A 17,435-nucleotide genomic window follows, 5' to 3' on the forward strand; every position below is an offset into this window, starting at 1 on the left:
ATTTCTGGCTTTTTTGTGATAAAATAAGAAAAAGTATTGCAAGTATGAGGTCAACTATGAAACTAAAAACAAACATTCGCCACTTACATGGCAGTATCCGGGTTCCAGGTGACAAGTCTATTAGCCACCGTTCGATTATTTTTGGAAGTTTGGCTGAGGGCGAGACTAAGGTTTATGATATTCTGCGTGGAGAGGATGTTCTCTCAACCATGCAGGTTTTTCGTGATCTTGGTGTTGAAATAGAAGATAAAGACGGTGTGATTACGATTCAAGGTGTAGATATGGATGGCTTAAAAACTCCGCAAAACGCCTTGGATATGGGGAATTCTGGCACCTCGATTCGCCTGATTTCAGGTGTCCTTGCTGGTGCAGACTTCGAAGTAGAGATGTTTGGAGATGATAGTCTTTCTAAACGTCCTATGGATCGTGTGACGATTCCATTGAAAAAAATGGGCGTTAGCATTGCAGGGCAAACCGAGCGAGACCTGCCTCCTCTTCGCCTAAAAGGGACGAAAAACCTTACACCTATTCACTATGAGTTGCCAATCGCCTCTGCCCAAGTCAAGTCCGCCTTGATGTTTGCAGCCTTACAGGCTCAGGGGGAGTCCGTTATTATCGAGAAAGAATGTACTCGTAACCACACCGAAGATATGCTTCAGCAATTTGGTGGTCATTTAAGTGTGGATGGCAAGAAAATTACAGTCCAAGGACCACAAAAACTTACCGGACAAAAGGTAGTTGTGCCAGGAGATATTTCCAGTGCAGCCTTTTGGTTGGTCGCAGGTTTGATTGTGCCAGATTCTCGTGTGGTGCTGCAGAATGTGGGCATCAATGAAACGCGTACTGGTATTATTGATGTCATTCGTGCCATGGGAGGAAAACTAGAAATAACTGAAATTGATCCAATCGCTAAATCTGCAACCCTGACTGTCGAGTCTTCGGATCTCAAAGGAACAGAGATTGGTGGAGCCTTGATTCCCCGCTTGATTGATGAATTGCCTATTATTGCCCTTTTAGCGACACAAGCACAAGGTGTAACTGTCATTAAGGATGCTGAAGAACTCAAGGTCAAGGAAACCGACCGCATTCAGGTGGTGGCAGACGCTTTAAATAGCATGGGGGCGGACATCACCCCTACAGCAGACGGGATGATTATCAAAGGGAAATCAAGACTTCATGGCGCTAGAGTCAATACTTTTGGTGACCACCGTATCGGCATGATGACAGCCATCGCATCCCTCTTGGTTGTAGATAGAGAAGTGGAGCTTGATCGTGCCGAAGCCATCAATACCAGCTATCCTAGCTTCTTTGATGATTTGGAGACCTTGATTCATGGCTAAGGTATTACTCGGATTTATGGGAGCTGGTAAGTCGACAATCGCTAGAGGATTGGACCCAGACTACATCGATATGGATGCCTTAATCGAGGAACGTTTAGGCATGTCCATTGCGGATTTTTTCGCTGAAAAGGGAGAAGTGGCCTTTCGTCAAGTGGAGTCAGAAGTTCTAGCTGACTTACTAAAAACGGACCGAGTTGTGTCAACTGGTGGAGGAGTAGTCGTTTCTCAGAGAAATCGTGACTTGCTTAAGACTAATCCTGATAACATTTATCTAAAATCCGATTTTGAAACCCTCTACCAACGTATCGCAGCTGATAATGACAATCAGCGCCCGCTTTTTCTCAACAAAAGTAAAGAAGAACTGGCCAGTATTTTCCAAGAAAGACAAGCTTGGTATGAGGAAGTAGCCAGTCGTGTTCTGGATGTGACCAAGCTAAGCCCAGAGGAAATTATAGAGGAACTGAGATGAAAATTGCCTATCTAGGTCCCAAGGGATCTTTTTCGCATCATGTTGTGCAGACAGCATTTCCCAAAGAGGAATTGCAGGCTTTTGCTAATATCACAGATGTTATTAAGGCCTATGAACAGGGCTTGGTGGACTATTCTGTGGTACCAGTTGAAAACTCCATTGAGGGGAGTGTGCATGAAAGCTTAGACTATCTGTTTCATCAGGCGGATATTCAGGCTGTTGCAGAAATCGTACAACCCATTCATCAGCAGCTGATGGTAGTTCCTGGTCAGTCAGAAATTGAGAAAATCTTTTCTCATCCTCAGGCTCTGGCTCAGGGAAAGAAATTCATAGAGGAGCATTATCCAGAAGCTCAGCTTGAAGTGACGGCAAGTACAGCTTATGCAGCTCGCTTTATTGCTGAACATCCAGACCAACCTTTTGCAGCTATTGCGCCTAGAAACTCAGCTAGAGAGTATGGTTTGGAATTGATAGCAGAAGATATCCAAGAAATGGAGGCCAATTTCACTCGTTTTTGGGTTTTAGGGTCTGAGATTCCCGCTATCCCTTTGCAATCACAAACTGAAAAAATGAGTTTGGCCTTAACCTTGCCAGACAATCTTCCTGGGGCACTTTATAAGGCTCTTTCAACCTTTGCTTGGCGAGGTATTGACTTAACCAAGATAGAAAGTCGTCCCCTCAAAACGGCACTAGGTGAATACTTTTTCATCATAGATGTGGATTATAGTGCCAAAGAGCTGGTTCATTTTGCCAGACAAGAACTAGAAACAATTGGTATCCAGTACAAGATACTGGGGACCTACCCTATTTTCACTATTAGGGATTTAGGAAAGGAGAGCCTATGAGCAAAGAAAGCCCTTTAAGTCATCATGAGAAGTTACGCTATGACTACCTTTTTAAGAATATTCATTACCTAAATGACAGAGAAAAGAGAGAATTTGACTATTTAAAAAGAAAAATGGACGGTGGATTTCCCTCTAATGAAGGTGAAAGGGAAAAAAATCTAGGGAAGGACATTGGAATTCCACAATATTCCAATCAAAGTCGCTCGAATAGACATCAGAAATTTTCCTCTCTTCCAGAAGTAAAAAAGAAGAAACCAAGAAGATTTTTTAAACGAGTTCTAATTTGGCTTTTACTGTTGATAACCTGTGTGGCTGCGGGCATGATTATTATGTTCCTTCGAGGTTTCCAGTCGGCAACTACTAGCAATAAGCCAGCTGATGCAAAAGCGGCACAAGTAGAGGTCTTTAATGGTCAAGATACTAAAGACGGGGTGAATATCCTAATCATGGGGACAGATGGCCGTATTGGTCAAAATAGTGCAGAAACTCGCACAGACACGATTATGGTGTTGAATGTTAGTGGTTCGGATAAGAAAATCAAGCTAGTCAGCTTCATGCGTGACAACCTAGTCTATATTGATGGCTACAGCCAGATTGTGAATGGCAAGAAACAAACGGATAATAAACTCAATGTTGCCTATGAACTTGGGGAACAAGAAGGGCAAAAAGGGGCAGAAATGGTCCGCAAGGTTCTAAAAGACAACTTTGATTTGGATATTAAGTACTATGCCCTAGTGGATTTTCAAGCCTTTGCAACAGCTATTGATACGCTATTTCCTGATGGGGTGACTATAGACGCTAAGTTTTCAACGTTAAATGGTCAGCCTCTGACAGAAGCCACAGTTGGAGATGATCTTCATGCAACAGAAACCGAATCGCCAACTCAAACGATTAAAGTTGGGAAACAGCAGATGAATGGCTCCACCTTGCTCAATTACGCTCGCTTCCGTGATGATGATGAAGGAGACTATGGTCGTACCAAACGTCAGCAGCAAGTCATGTCAGCTGTTCTTGAGCAAATCAAGGATCCAACCAAACTCTTTACAGGATCAGAGGCACTTGGAAAAGTCTTTGGAATGACCTCAACCAATCTACCTTATACCTTCCTGCTGACTAATGGTTTGTCAGTTATCGAAGGCGCACAGAATGGTATCGAAAGATTGACAGTGCCAGAACTTGGCGATTGGGTAGATGCTTATGATGTCTACGGAGGACAAGGTCTACTTGTCGACCAGAACAAATACCGGACTAAACTCGCCCAAATGGGAATGAGATAATATGTAAATAAATAAAAATCAAAGCTTCATTCACTGGTAAAAATGGTGGATTGGGCTTTGATTTTTTACGGTATCTGATGGATTTTTAAGGCTTTTTTATGGTATAATAAAACGATATAACTCGTTATTGGACAGAAGAGGAGAGACATGAGTGATTTGAAAGCGATTCAGGCTCGTAGTCTGGAAATGGCTGAATATTTCGTCGCATTTTGTAAAGAACATAATTTGTTATGCTATCTCTGTGGTGGAGGAGCGATTGGTGCCCTTCGCAACAAGGGCTTCATTCCTTGGGATGATGACCTAGATTTTTTCATGCCTCGCAAGGACTATGAAAAGTTAGCCGAACTATGGCCTCGTTATGCAGATGAGCGTTATTTCTTGTCAAAGAGTCACAAGGATTTTGTAGACCGTAACCTCTTTATTACCATTCGTGATAAGGAAACGACCTGTATCAAGCCTTATCAGCAGGATTTGGATTTGCCACATGGTTTGGCTTTGGACGTTTTGCCTTTGGATTATTATCCTAAAAATCCAGCTGAGCGCAAGAAACAGGTTCGCTGGGCCTTGATTTATTCCCTTTTCTGTGCGCAAACTGTTCCAGAAAAGCATGGTGCAGTCATGAAATGGGGAAGTCGTATCTTACTCGGTTTGACTCCCAAATCTCTACGTTATCGTATTTGGAAAAAAGCTGAAAAAGAAATGACCAAGTATAGTCTGGCTGAGAGCGATGGAATCACGGAATTATGCTCAGGTCCCGGCTACATGAGAAACAAGTATCCAATCGCTTCCTTTGAAGAGAATCTCTTCTTGCCATTCGAAGGAACAGAGCTGCCCATCCCAGTCGGCTATGATGCCTATCTCAGCACGGCTTTTGGGGATTATATGACGCCACCACCAGCAGACAAGCAAGTACCGCATCATGATGCTGTCATAGCTGATATGGATAAGTCTTATACAGAATACAAGGGAGAATATGGAGCATGATGGGAGAAAAAATAAGCGTTATCGTTCCGGTCTACAATGTAGAAGACTATCTGGAGCGATGTGTGGAGTCGATTCTTCAACAGACTTATACCCATTTTGAGTTAATCCTAATCAATGATGGCTCTACCGATTCCAGCGGACTGATCTGTGAGAATTTAGCCTCTCGGCATGAGAATATCAAGGTTTATCATATCGAAAATGCTGGAGTCTCAAATGCGAGAAATACGGGAATCAAGCTGGCGACGGGTGCTTGGGTTACCTTTATTGATAGCGATGATTTCGTTACCCAAGATTACCTAGCTACTTTAGCAAGTGCAGTTGAAGGGTTGAATGTAGGCTTTGTAATTGCTCCTCTACACCATATCAAAAATGGCATTGTGACAGATTTACCTCCACATTCTGGAAAAACAGAACTCTGGTCAACAGAAGAAACCATGAAGGAACTACTGATGACTACCAGAACGTCATTTTTTCCAGTTGCAAAACTGTTTAAGAGAGACCTGCTTGCGGATGAAAAGTTTAATACAAATTATCACCTAGCTGAAGATGCCTTATTTTTAACTGAATTGCTACTAAAGACAAGATGCAGTAGCGTATTTATTGACAAACCTGTTTATTATTATGATCATCGTGAGGGAAGTGCAACAACATCTGTTAACCAGCATGTATTTGACACGATAGAAGTTTATAAGCAAATAATTGCTCAAGTTTCACAAGTCTTTCCTAATTTAAAATACGAATTAAAAAATAGAGAATGTTGGTCGTACATCACAGTTTACGATAAAATTATCTTTACTTCATCTGAACAGTACCAAAAGGAGAAAGCTGAGTTGAGGACTTGGATTGTTCGGCATCGACGCGAAATATGGAAGGATGCTTATTTCACTACTTTTCGCAAGGTAGCGATCCTTTCACTTGTCATTTCTCCATGGCTATATAAGAAAATTGTTGGATTAAAAAATTAATATCATGAGAAGGAGTTGAAAATGAATTTTTCAAAAATGGATGAATACTTTGAAAAATCAAAACGATGGATTGCATATCTGTTTGTTTTCATTTCGATTTTAAGTATGAGTTCACTGGTTTATAAGATAGCAAATCCAATCTATAAGGGATTGTCAGCGATTGTTGTACTTTATATTTGCTACACATTGTTGTTTAAGTGGAAACAGATTACAGTAGATCGAAAGTTTTTGGCCTTATTTGGCTTGTTATCTGGAAGCCATCTGCTATCAGCTATATTCAATCGCTCTGGACATTTGATTGGAAATGTGATTGAAATCCTCTTCATGGTAACCTATGTTTTATTATTTACCATGTTACAATCAGGGCAACTTAAAAAATTATTTGACTGGATTGCCTATACGGTTCAAATTGTATCTTTTTCTTCAGCAATTTTTGCGTTTGGTTTATTGATAAGTAGAGTCCTTATCCTATTTAAGATTGGCGAACAATCCTATTACTATGGTGTCATGAATGGACGTCTATGGGGAATTGTTAATCCTAATGCAAGTGCGATATTTTCATACATTAGCATTATTTTAGCTATGTATTTGATCCACAAAGGAAGTAAATATTCTGTTTATCTTAAACTGAACAATCTGATTCAATTAGTTTACTTCGCTACAATGCAAAGTCGGGGAGCCTTACTTTCTTTACTTATCATGATTGGACTCTATAGTTTCTTTGCTACTAGAGGAAGTATCGTTAAACGATCCCTCACTTTTATAGTTGCTAGTTTGCTGATTACTGCTACCAACATTGGATTAAGCTATGTAACTTCAATCTATATCGCATCTGAAACTGCGACTGTTTTTGACTTAAACAAAGGACAGTCCTACGCTGAGACAGATTCGTCTGTTACCAAGAAGAACGGTGAACTCCATCTAATTGAAACAACACCAAGTGGTAGAACCTATATATGGAAAAATGCCATCAAGATGGGAAGTGCCAAACCAATTTTTGGTTATGGTGTACGGAATGTTCCAGATTACTATACAGAATATTTCAGTAAATTCGAGATTCAAAACTCCCTTATCGGTGGGAATTTCCATAACATTTTTGTGACCATATTTGTCAGTTCGGGAGTTCTAGGCTTGGTATCCTTCCTTCTTATACTGGCTTATGTCATCAAGCGCTTTTTAACTTATTTGATTGTGTCCAAGAAAAATACTGACAAATTGATTATGATTCTTTTCTTCGGTATTTTGTTTGGTCAGTTGTTTGAAAGTCAGATTATGTACTCTACCAACTTTATCAATATCATCTTTTGGTTGGCAATCGGTTATGGACTAGTGGTTTGTAAACGAGATGAAGGAGTTCGGTATCAAGAAGTAACAGATGTCAGTGAAATTCAACAGATGGAACTTGGAATCATGGAGTACATTCATGAAGTTTGTCAGAAAATTGGAGTCAAGTATTTCCTAGCATATGGAAGTCTAATTGGTGCGGTTCGCCATAAAGGTTTTATCCCTTGGGACGATGATATGGATATCTGCATGTTACGAGAAGATTATGAGAAACTACAAGATTACCTTATCGCTAACCCTGATGAACGTTATGAGGTCATGTCTTATAAAAATAATCTCAATTATGTCTATCCTTTTATGAAAGTGCAGGATAACCATACCTACTTGCTAGAAGAAGATGTACGAATTGATTCCAATATGGGAATTTATGTGGATATTTTCCCTGTAGATGGTTATGAAGATGATTCAGATTTTAAAAACAAGATGACGAAACTCATAAAGAAACGTCAATTGAGTTGTTACACTTTTAAAGGAATTACCAACACGAAAAGTCTACTAAATTCTTTGATCCGTTATATCTCTGTTGTCATTTTCTATTTTACAAATACGAATAAGTATGTTGAGCAAATTGATGAGCTTGCTAAATCTAGAGCAGTTGCTGACTATGAGCAAGTTGACTATTTGATTTACAAGGATATGAATAAGCCAGTTTGGAAACGTGAGTGGTTAGAACAAGTGATTGTGGGAACATTTGAAGGTAAGGAATTTATGATTCCAAAACACTACCATGAAATTTTGACCTCTGACTATGGGGATTACATGCAATTGCCCCCTCTTGAACAGAGAGTATCTCACCATGATTTCAAACTGTGGAAAATCACTAAAAGTTCTAAGCAAGCAAATCGCAGTTAAAAATCGTTTAAAAAATTAGTCAAAATTAGGAGAATAGAAAGTATGTCTGAGAGAGTTTTAAGTCTTGAAGAAATAAAACAAGTGGAGTTGGATATTTTAAAGTATCTACATGAACTATGTGAACAGCATCAGATTAAATATTTTATTGATTTTGGAACCTTACTAGGAGCTGTTCGCCATAAAGGATTTATCCCTTGGGATGATGATACGGATATTTCCTTGGCGCGAGATGAATTTGAAAAGCTTTATAAGGTTTTAAAAAATGAGAATCATCCCTACTACAAATTGATTTCATTTAGAGAAACAAAAGGCTATCCTTACAGTTATCTACGTGTTCATGACATTCGAACACGTAGAGATGCCAATCTTCTGGACCCGACAGTCGTATTGGGAACTTGCGTTGACATTTTTCCATACGATGGTGTCGTGACGGAGGAAAGTGATTGTAAGAAAATGAAGCTCTATAAACACTTTGTCCGCCTTTCTTCTTTGAATTTCAAAGGAATTAAATCAGAAAATGGGGGGCTAAAAAATCTGCCTCGTTATATTGGATCAGCTATTTTTCGTCTAAGCTCTCCACAAACTTGGAATCAAAAATTAGAGAACCTTGCTTTGAAATATAGTGTAAATCAAGCTACAGATCTTACCTGTACGATATTTGATCCAAGTTTTCCAGAGGGAATCAAAAAAGAATGGCTCTATGATCTGATTGATGTGCCATACGAAAACATCGTAGTGAAGGCTCCGAGAAAATACCATGAAATTCTTGCCTACGAATTTGGAGCAGACTATATGACTCCACCACCTGTTGAACAGCAGGTTCCAGGAACTGATAAGAATTATTGGATTGCTTAGTAAGAGATTGTTTTCATCTAGAAAGGAGTATTCAAGATGAAGAATAAAAAATTAGTTAAATCAGTCAGTTATGGTTTACTTGCTTTCCTTTTTGTGTTGATTGGTTTATCACAACAAGTTAATGCAGACACCATTACTGCTGGTTCAGGCAATCGTATCCATTTCATAAATACTAAAGCAAAATCTGGGAGTGATGCTATCCTTCTGGAAAGCAATGGTCATTATGCCTTGATTGATATGGGGGAAGATTATGACTTTCCTGATGGGAGTGATCCACGCTATCCAAGTCGTTGGGGAATTTCCATGAGAAATTATCAAGTCTTGGAAGACCGTTTGATTCGCCACCTTGATCAGATTGGTGTTAAAAAATTAGATTTTATTATAGGAACTCATGTCCATAGTGACCATATTGGTGGAGCGGACGAAATACTCAATCGATATCAAGTCGGTAAGTTTTATTTGAAAAAATATTCAGATGATCGGATCACAGCAAACTGGGGACTCTGGGATAATCTTTTTAATTACGATAATGCTTTGAGAGCCGCACAAAAACGAGGGGTTACTCTTATTCAGAATATTACAGACGAGGATAGTCACTTTAAATTAGGTGATATGGATATCCAACTCTATAATTATAAAAATGAATATGATGCTGAGGGGAATCTGAAAAAAGTTCTAGATGATAACTCCAACTCTATCGTTTCAGTGGTGACTGTGGCAGGAAAGAGAATCTATCTTGGTGGAGATTTGGATAATGCCGAAGGAGCAGAAGATAAGTTAGGTCCTGTTATCGGCAAGGTTGATATGATGAAATGGAACCATCATTATGATGCGACAATTTCAAATACGATTAATTTTCTTGAAAACCTATCTCCAAAGATGATTATTCAAACAACTGGTGGTGATATTAATGTTGCTTCAACCAGAGAATATCTCCAAAAGAAAAATATTCAAGTTCTCAGAGCTTCTAGTCAAACTCAAGATGCTACCGTTTTTGATATTAGTGATAGCGGATTTGCCAATGTTTCTAATCTCTTCCCTGACATCCCTGTAGTTGACGAAAAATGGTATCAAGAAGGTGGCTACTGGAAATATCGTTTAGCAGATGGAGAAATGGCTATCGGTTGGAAAGAGATTGGCGGAGCCACTTACTTCTTTAATGGAAAAGGACAAATGCAAGCAGGTCGCTGGCTTCACCTTAACGACGACTGGGGAGAAAATGCCAAAGGGAACGATTACTATTTGAACCAAAATGGTAAAATGCAAACTGGTGGTTGGTTCAAGCTGGATGGCTCTTGGTATTATATCCAATCAAATGGTGCTAGACGATTTAGTGAGCTTTCTGAAATTGGAGGGAAGAAATATCTCTTTGCAGCAGATGGAAAGATGCTAACAGGAAATCAATTCTTTAATGGCAAGAAGATGTTCTTTGCAGACAGTGGTGCACTCCAAACAGCAGGTAAACCTTTAACTTGGCAAAAGATTGATTCAGATTGGTATTTCTATGATGAGGATGGGCTACGGACTATCGGTAAAAAGAATATCAATGGAAGCACATATTACTTTAATCAAGAAGGTGTGATGCAAACAGGCTGGGCCTTTGTTGATGGTCACTGGAACTATTTTGCTAGTTCTGGAGCTATGAAAACTGGATGGATCAAGGATCAGGATACTTGGTATTATCTGGACAAAGATGGTATCATGCTCACTGGAAAACAAGAAATCAACAGTACTCGTTACTATTTGAACGCTAGTGGTGCCATGCAAACAGGCTGGAAATGGCTAGAGAACCATTGGTATTACTATGCGAACTCAGGAGCTATGAAAACAGGCTGGATTAAGGATAATGAGAAATGGTATTATCTAAATCAAGATGGTATTATGCAGACTGGAAAACAAGAAATCAATGGTACGCGTTACTATTTGAATACCAGCGGTGCCATGCAAACAGGCTGGCAGTGGCTTGATAAACACTGGCATTACTACGCTGACTCAGGAGCTATGAAAACTGGTTGGTTGAAGGATCAAGGAACATGGTATTATCTTGAAGATCAGGAAGGTATCATGCTGGTCGGTTTCCAACAAGTAGATGGTAAGCAGTATTACTTTAGTGCATCAGGAGCTATGCAAACAGGCTGGAAATGGTTTGATAATCATTATCGTTACTTTGAAGGAAGTGGAGCTATGAAGACAGGTTGGATAAAGGATAAAGGAATCTGGTATTATCTCAATCCTGAAGATGGCATCATGCTAGTTGGTCTTCATAAAGTAAATGGTGATCATTATTACTTTGATGAATCAGGAGCTATGCAGACCGGTTGGAAACGAATTGACGGTAATTGGTACTATTTCCAAACAGATGGTTCCTTGTTGAAAAATGCCACCACACCGGATGGTTATAAGGTAAACGAGGAAGGCATTTGGAGACAGGCTGTTGCTGCTGTCAATGGCGAAGCAGATCAGTCAGAGAAGAAGCAAGAAGCTAGTTCTTCTATTGCTGAACAGCCAAAACAAGATTCAAATCTAGAAGTCAATACTTCTGACAAGAAAGAAAAAGAATAAAAGAAACACCCTACTAGTAAACGCTCGTTTATCAGTAGGGTGTTCTTTTAGTTTCTTTTGATCTTAGCTAGTACTAGGTTCAGTGCATAGTGTAATGTTTTGTCTTTGGCGATAAAAAGCATCAAGAGATAGTAGATTCCACAAGTAGCTATGGTAGAGAGAACCATGAGGATCATGTTGAGGTTCACCGTATAGGAACTGATTTGGAAAATCATCTTGAAAATATAGAAGATCGGAATAAATCCAAGGGATATGAGACCATAACGTGTTAAGGTCACAAAGATTTCTTTTAAATTAATTAGTTGATGTTTCTTAATAAAATGAATTTCTAAGAGAACAACGATGGCTTCGGCAATAATGGTAGTAGCAATATAATACTCAGGGGCAAAAATATTATTGATATACAAGATACAGTTGAAGAGGAGATTTGCTCCACCACCAGCAAAGTAGAAAGCGGTCAAGCGGTTCTCGTGGTCATTGATAAAGATAATTTGCTTACCAAGAATCAATTCAATAGCCCAGATAATGGTTCGAAAGGCGAAGACGCTAGTCACGATACCTGCTTCAAGATACTTTTCAGAAGAGTAGATAACCGTTGCATACTTTCCTAAAATCATAATTCCGAAACTAGTTGGAATCATGAGAAAATAGAATAATGATGCCGCTTGATTTACAAGATAATTATAAGAATTGTAATCCTTTTTCCCAAGGTAGTAGCCGAGACGTGGAATGCTGACACTGATAGCTCCACTTAAGACACCAGCAATCAGCATGACGATGCTATAGGCAATTGTATAATAAGAAATATAATTTTCATCTGGTCCCTTGGTGATAAACATTCTATCTAGCAAGGTATAAAGCATATTGGCATTTGCCAAGAGAAGCATAGTAAAGAGTGGTTTAGAAGCCTTAGCTAACTCGATGAAACCAATTTTGACAAAGGAAACTTCTCTCTTGATCCAAAGAAAACTAAGGAGGTAGTTGAGGATAGTTGTCGCTGTCATGACGATAGCATAAGGAACGATATCATCAGCAGTTTTGACAAAGGCAAAGATAGCGACCAGCATGGTAATCCGAATAATCAATGTCTTGTAAAGGATAAAAGCATAGTTTTCATAGGCTTCGTTCATCCATTCGATATTGAGAAATTGGAAGAGTGCTTGAGCTCCTAGGATGTAGTAGAGAACTTTCAGATTCTCAATGCTGGTGTCAAAGAAGATAAAGAGGAAGTAGATACCAGTCGTCAGGAGAGAAGTGAAAACCGAGATATAAAACAACTTAGAAAAGACATAGTTGATTTTATTCTTATCGTCCTTAACCTTACTGATAGCACGAATCCCGTAGTTGTAAATCCCAAAGGCAGCTAGTGGAATAACGAAACTTGCCCAGGTATTGGCGGTATTGAAATAACCGTAGTTGGATTTGCTGAGAATCCGCGTCAGATAAGGGTTGGTTATCAGAGGAAAAACGATATTGAGAATATTGACCAGCAAGCTAGCCAAGGCATTTACTTTTATATTTTTCATTGAACTTTCTTTCTTAAATCTTAAATCATATCTAGTATTATATCACATTCCAGCTTCATTCTTTTGATAAAATCGTAAAAATCTAGTATAATAGATAGACTGAAAGTATGAGGTTACTAGATATGAAGATGAAACAAATTAGTGATACAACACTGAAAATCACGATGACTTTAGATGATTTGATGGATCGAGGAATGGAAATTGCAGACTTTCTCGTTCCTCAGGAAAAAACCGAAGAGTTTTTCTATGCTATTTTAGATGAACTGGAAATGCCAGACAATTTCTTGGACAGTGGCATGCTGAGTTTCCGTGTGACGCCAAAACCTGATAAGGTGGATGTCTTTGTGACCAAGTCCAAGATTGACCAGAATTTGGATTTTGAAGATTTGGCGGATCTGCCGGATATGGAAGAATTGGCCCAAATGTCGCCGGACGAATTTCTCAAAACATTGGAAAAGAGCATTGCAGACAAGACCAAGGACGATATTGAGGCTATCCAATCTCTAGAACAGGTAGAAGCTAAAGAAGAAGAGCAAGAGCAGGCAGACAAGGAGACGGAGAATAAGAAAGAACCTTATATCTACTATATCCTGCGCTTTGCAAGCCTTGCTGACTTAGTTGCTTTTGCAAAGACGGTTAACTACCAGATGGAAACATCTGAACTCTATAAGATGAATGGGCACTACTATTTGACAATCTTAGTCGATGTGGAAAATCATCCTAGTCCATATCCAGCTTGGCTCTTGGCTCGTATGCGTGAATTTGCAGATGATAGTAATATCAGTCGTTCTGTCTTACAAGAGTATGGTCAAATCTTGATCAATCACGATGCAGTCCTTGGTTTGCAAAAGGTTAGTTCGTAGATTTTGAAAATCAATTTTCATTTATCAAGAAAGGCGAATCACATGATTCGTTTTTCTTTTCTATCGATAAATAGTGGCTTCCTTGGATAGGAATTTTCGAAAAATTCTGTTATAATGGCTATATCAGAAAATTTCGAGGAGACAAACATGACAGTTAAAATTGCTTTACTTGGATTTGGTACCGTTGCAAGTGGTGTGCCTTTCCTCCTAAAGGAAAATGGAGAAAAAATCATCCAATCAGCTCATTCTGAGATTGAAGTAGCCAAGGTATTGGTCAAGGATGAAGATGAAAAGAACCGCTTGCTTGCAGCAGGAAATGACTTTAACTTTGTAACCAATGTAGACGATATTTTGTCAGACAAGGACATTACTATCGTAGTGGAATTGATGGGGCGTATCGAACCAGCTAAGACCTTTATCACTCGTGCCTTGGAAGCTGGGAAACATGTTGTAACAGCAAACAAGGATCTTTTGGCTGTTCATGGCACAGAATTGTTAGAAATTGCTAAAGAGCATAATGTAGCACTTTACTATGAAGCTGCAGTTGCTGGTGGGATTCCAATTCTTCGTACTTTGGCAAATTCGTTGGCTTCTGATAAAATCACGCGCGTTCTTGGTGTCGTTAACGGAACTTCTAACTTTATGATGACCAAAATGGTAGAAGAAGGCTGGTCTTATGATGATGCTCTGGCGGAAGCGCAAAGACTTGGATTTGCAGAAAGCGACCCTACAAATGACGTGGATGGGATTGACGCAGCCTACAAGATGGTGATTTTGAGCCAATTTGCTTTTGGTATGAAGGTTGCCTTTGACGATGTAGCCCACAAGGGAATCCGCAACATCACACCAGAAGACGTAGCTGTAGCCCAAGATCTAGGCTATGTAGTGAAATTGGTTGGTTCTATCGAGGAAACTCCTTCAGGTATTGCTGCAGAAGTGACTCCAACCTTCCTTCCTAAAGCACATCCACTTGCCAGTGTAAATGGAGTAATGAACGCTGTTTTTGTAGAATCTATCGGTATCGGTGAATCGATGTACTACGGACCAGGTGCGGGTCAAAAACCAACAGCAACAAGTGTTGTAGCAGATATTGTCCGTATCGTTCGTCGTTTGAATGATGGTACCATTGGCAAAGACTTCAACGAATATAGCCGTGACTTGGTTTTGGCAAATCCTGAAGATGTTAAAGCAAACTACTATTTCTCAATCTTGGCTCCAGACTCAAAAGGTCAGGTCTTGAAACTAGCTGAAATCTTTAATGCTCAAGATATTTCCTTCAAGCAAATCCTCCAAGATGGCAAAGAGGGTGACAAGGCGCGTGTAGTGATTATCACTCATAAGATTAATAAAGCACAGCTTGAGAATGTTTCAGCTGAGTTGGCCAAAGCTTCAGAATTTGACCTCTTGAATACCTTCAAGGTGTTAGGAGAATAGGATGAAGATTATTGTACCTGCAACCAGTGCCAATATCGGGCCAGGTTTTGATTCGGTCGGTGTAGCTGTAACCAAGTATCTTCAAATTGAGGTCTGTGAAGAACGAGATGAGTGGTTGATTGAACACCAGATTGGCAAATGGATTCCCCATGACGAGCGTAATCTCTTGCTTAAGATTGCCTTGCAAATTGCGCCTGACTTGCAACCGAGACGCTTGAAAATGACCAGTGATGTTCCCTTGGCGCGTGGTTTGGGTTCTTCTAGCTCGGTTATCGTTGCTGGAATTGAACTGGCTAACCAACTGGGCAATCTCAACTTATCTAACCACGACAAATTGCAGCTGGCGACTAGGATTGAAGGACATCCTGACAATGTGGCTCCAGCTATCTATGGAAATCTTGTTATTGCGAGCTCCGTTGAAGGAAATGTTTCAGCGATTGTGGCTGACTTCCCAGAGTGTGATTTTCTAGCTTATATTCCCAACTATGAATTACGTACTCGAGACAGTCGTGGTGTCCTTCCTAAGAAATTGTCCTACAAGGAAGCTGTTGCGGCTAGTTCTATCGCCAATGTGGCGGTTGCGGCCTTGTTAGCAGGAGATATGGTGACAGCTGGACAAGCAATCGAGGGGGACCTCTTCCACGAGCGTTATCGTCAAAGTCTGGTCCGTGAATTTGCGACGATTAAGCAAGTAGCCAAAGAGAATGGTGCCTATGCAACCTATCTCTCTGGAGCCGGGCCAACAGTTATGGTCTTGGCTTCTCATGACAAGATGCCAGCGATTAAGGCAGAATTGGAAAAGCAACCTTTCAAAGGAAGACTTCATGATTTGAAAGTTGATACCCAAGGTGTCCGTGTCGAAACAAAGTAAAGAAATAGAAGATAGGATGGGGAAACTCTCGACCAGAGGGCTTCCTATCCTTTTTTTGAAAAGAAGTTTATACTCAATGAAAATCAAAGAGCAAACTAGGAAGCTAGTCGCAGGTTGCTCAAAACATGGTTTTGAGGTTGTGTATAGAACTGACGAAGTTAGCTCAAAATACTGTTTTGAGGTTGCAGATGTAAGCTGACGTGGTTTGAAGAAATTTTCGAAGAGTATTAGTTAAAAACTTGATAAAGGAGAAATAAAGATGGCAGAAATTTATCTAGCAGGTGGTTGTTTTTGGGGCCTAGAGGAGTATTTTTCACGAATTTCAGGCGTATTAGCAACCAGTGTCGGCTACGCTAATGGGCAAGTCGAAACGACTAATTATCAGTTGCTCAAAGAAACAGACCATGCAGAAACGGTTCAAGTGATTTATGATGAGAATACAGTATCACTAAGAGAGATTTTACTTTATTATTTCCGAGTCATCGATCCTTTATCGATTAATCAACAAGGGAATGACCGTGGTCGCCAATATCGAACAGGTATTTATTACCAAGATGAAGCAGACTTGCCAGCCATCTACACAGTGATGCAGGAGCAGGAGCGCATGCTTGGTCGAAAGATTGCAGTGGAAGTGGAGAGACTTCGCCACTACATTCTGGCTGAGGACTACCACCAAGACTATCTTAAGAAAAATCCTTCTGGTTACTGTCATATCGATGTGACCGATGCTGAGAAGCCCTTGATTGACGCCTCTAATTATGAAAAGCCTAGTCAAGAAGTGTTAAGGGAAAGTTTGTCAGAAGAGTCTTACCGTGTCACCCAAGAAGCTGCAACAGAGGCGCCATTTATCAATGCCTATGACCAGACCTTTGAAGAAGGAATTTATGTAGACATCACGACGGGTGAACCACTCTTTTTCGCCAAGGATAAGTTTGCCTCAGGTTGTGGTTGGCCGAGTTTTAGTCGTCCGATTTCTAAGGAATTGATTCACTACTACAAGGACCTGAGTCATTGAATGGAGCGAATCGAGGTTCGTTCTCGGTCAGGTAATGCTCACTTGGGTCATGTTTTCACAGATGGACCTCAGGAGTTAGGTGGTCTGCGTTACTGTATTAATTCTGCTTCCTTACGCTTTGTAGCCAAGGATGAGATGGAAAAAGCAGGATATGGCTATCTATTACCTTACTTAAACAAATAAAACTGAGAGGGTGGGGCTTCCCACTTTCTTCATTTCTAGAATATGAATAG

The 17,435-nt window shown here is 40.0% G+C and carries 13 protein-coding genes and 1 pseudogene; 13 read left to right on the forward strand and 1 reads right to left on the reverse strand.

The window, feature by feature from the left end; genetic code table 11:
• Positions 1 to 56 precede the first annotated feature (56 nt).
• From aroA to E2R31_RS08435, 9 genes are all read left to right on the forward strand, one after another.
• Positions 57 to 1,340, forward strand: a complete 1,284-nt coding sequence (gene aroA, locus E2R31_RS08395) for a 3-phosphoshikimate 1-carboxyvinyltransferase (protein ID WP_132973940.1) — start codon at positions 57 to 59, stop codon at positions 1,338 to 1,340.
• Entirely contained in the window at positions 1,333 to 1,809 is a 477-nt protein-coding gene (locus E2R31_RS08400; RefSeq protein ID WP_132973942.1) for a shikimate kinase, read from the forward strand. Before aroA ends, E2R31_RS08400 begins: the two co-directional genes overlap by 8 nt.
• Complete coding sequence (gene pheA, locus E2R31_RS08405; protein WP_084948817.1) at positions 1,806 to 2,654, forward strand: prephenate dehydratase; 849 nt, start codon at positions 1,806 to 1,808, stop codon at positions 2,652 to 2,654. Before E2R31_RS08400 ends, pheA begins: the two co-directional genes overlap by 4 nt.
• Positions 2,651 to 3,931: an LCP family protein gene (locus tag E2R31_RS08410; protein ID WP_084948815.1), complete on the forward strand. Its 1,281-nt coding sequence runs from the start codon at positions 2,651 to 2,653 to the stop codon at positions 3,929 to 3,931. The genes pheA and E2R31_RS08410 overlap by 4 nt, the downstream gene beginning before the upstream one ends.
• A gap of 147 nt (positions 3,932 to 4,078) precedes the next feature.
• Entirely contained in the window at positions 4,079 to 4,915 is an 837-nt protein-coding gene (locus E2R31_RS08415) for a LicD family protein (protein WP_132973944.1), read from the forward strand.
• A complete protein-coding gene (locus E2R31_RS08420; RefSeq protein WP_132973946.1) occupies positions 4,912 to 5,880 on the forward strand; it encodes a glycosyltransferase family 2 protein in 969 nt (322 codons plus the stop codon). Before E2R31_RS08415 ends, E2R31_RS08420 begins: the two co-directional genes overlap by 4 nt.
• Before the next feature lie 21 nt (positions 5,881 to 5,901).
• Positions 5,902 to 8,076, forward strand: a complete 2,175-nt coding sequence (locus tag E2R31_RS08425; protein WP_084948811.1) for a LicD family protein — start codon at positions 5,902 to 5,904, stop codon at positions 8,074 to 8,076.
• Between the two features lie 42 nt (positions 8,077 to 8,118).
• Entirely contained in the window at positions 8,119 to 8,931 is an 813-nt protein-coding gene (locus E2R31_RS08430; RefSeq protein WP_132973948.1) for a LicD family protein, read from the forward strand.
• Between the two features lie 36 nt (positions 8,932 to 8,967).
• Positions 8,968 to 11,493, forward strand: a complete 2,526-nt coding sequence (locus E2R31_RS08435) for an MBL fold metallo-hydrolase (protein WP_132973950.1) — start codon at positions 8,968 to 8,970, stop codon at positions 11,491 to 11,493.
• Positions 11,494 to 11,540: 47 nt separating this feature from the next.
• Here E2R31_RS08435 and E2R31_RS08440 read toward each other — a convergent pair whose 3' ends face one another.
• Positions 11,541 to 13,019: an oligosaccharide flippase family protein gene (locus E2R31_RS08440; RefSeq protein WP_132973952.1), complete on the reverse strand. Its 1,479-nt coding sequence runs from the start codon at positions 13,017 to 13,019 to the stop codon at positions 11,541 to 11,543.
• A gap of 122 nt (positions 13,020 to 13,141) precedes the next feature.
• Here E2R31_RS08440 and mecA point away from each other — a divergent pair, with 122 nt between their 5' ends.
• The 4 genes and pseudogenes from mecA to msrB all read left to right on the forward strand — a co-directional run bounded on the left by mecA (position 13,142) and on the right by msrB (position 17,385).
• A complete protein-coding gene (mecA, locus tag E2R31_RS08445) occupies positions 13,142 to 13,882 on the forward strand; it encodes an adaptor protein MecA (RefSeq protein WP_125448557.1) in 741 nt (246 codons plus the stop codon).
• 147 nt (positions 13,883 to 14,029) lie between these two features.
• Positions 14,030 to 15,316 (forward strand): homoserine dehydrogenase, encoded by a 1,287-nt coding sequence (locus tag E2R31_RS08450; RefSeq protein WP_132973954.1) that lies wholly within the window; start codon positions 14,030 to 14,032, stop codon positions 15,314 to 15,316.
• A 1-nt stretch (position 15,317) separates the two neighbouring features.
• Entirely contained in the window at positions 15,318 to 16,187 is an 870-nt protein-coding gene (gene thrB / locus E2R31_RS08455; RefSeq protein WP_132973956.1) for a homoserine kinase, read from the forward strand.
• Between the two features lie 259 nt (positions 16,188 to 16,446).
• Positions 16,447 to 17,385 (forward strand): annotated as a pseudogene (gene msrB, locus E2R31_RS08465) (peptide-methionine (R)-S-oxide reductase MsrB).
• Positions 17,386 to 17,435: the final 50 nt, after the last annotated feature.

The sequence above is a fragment of the Streptococcus downii genome (assembly GCF_004353325.1).
GTDB lineage: Bacteria > Bacillota > Bacilli > Lactobacillales > Streptococcaceae > Streptococcus > Streptococcus downii.

What these genes read in the sequence shown, in the direction of transcription:
- E2R31_RS08430 (WP_132973948.1), top strand. Translation starts at nt 8,119, where the DNA reads ATGTCTGAGAGAGTTTTAAGTCTTGAAGAAATAAAACAAGTGGAGTTG.
- mecA (WP_125448557.1), top strand. Translation starts at nt 13,142, where the DNA reads ATGAAGATGAAACAAATTAGTGATACAACACTGAAAATCACGATGACT.
- E2R31_RS08450 (WP_132973954.1), top strand. Translation starts at nt 14,030, where the DNA reads ATGACAGTTAAAATTGCTTTACTTGGATTTGGTACCGTTGCAAGTGGT.
- E2R31_RS08400 (WP_132973942.1), top strand. Translation starts at nt 1,333, where the DNA reads ATGGCTAAGGTATTACTCGGATTTATGGGAGCTGGTAAGTCGACAATC.
- pheA (WP_084948817.1), top strand. Translation starts at nt 1,806, where the DNA reads ATGAAAATTGCCTATCTAGGTCCCAAGGGATCTTTTTCGCATCATGTT.
- E2R31_RS08435 (WP_132973950.1), top strand. Translation starts at nt 8,968, where the DNA reads ATGAAGAATAAAAAATTAGTTAAATCAGTCAGTTATGGTTTACTTGCT.
- E2R31_RS08440 (WP_132973952.1), bottom strand. Translation starts at nt 13,019, where the DNA reads ATGAAAAATATAAAAGTAAATGCCTTGGCTAGCTTGCTGGTCAATATT.
- E2R31_RS08420 (WP_132973946.1), top strand. Translation starts at nt 4,912, where the DNA reads ATGATGGGAGAAAAAATAAGCGTTATCGTTCCGGTCTACAATGTAGAA.
- E2R31_RS08425 (WP_084948811.1), top strand. Translation starts at nt 5,902, where the DNA reads ATGAATTTTTCAAAAATGGATGAATACTTTGAAAAATCAAAACGATGG.
- E2R31_RS08410 (WP_084948815.1), top strand. Translation starts at nt 2,651, where the DNA reads ATGAGCAAAGAAAGCCCTTTAAGTCATCATGAGAAGTTACGCTATGAC.
- thrB (WP_132973956.1), top strand. Translation starts at nt 15,318, where the DNA reads ATGAAGATTATTGTACCTGCAACCAGTGCCAATATCGGGCCAGGTTTT.
- E2R31_RS08415 (WP_132973944.1), top strand. Translation starts at nt 4,079, where the DNA reads ATGAGTGATTTGAAAGCGATTCAGGCTCGTAGTCTGGAAATGGCTGAA.
- aroA (WP_132973940.1), top strand. Translation starts at nt 57, where the DNA reads ATGAAACTAAAAACAAACATTCGCCACTTACATGGCAGTATCCGGGTT.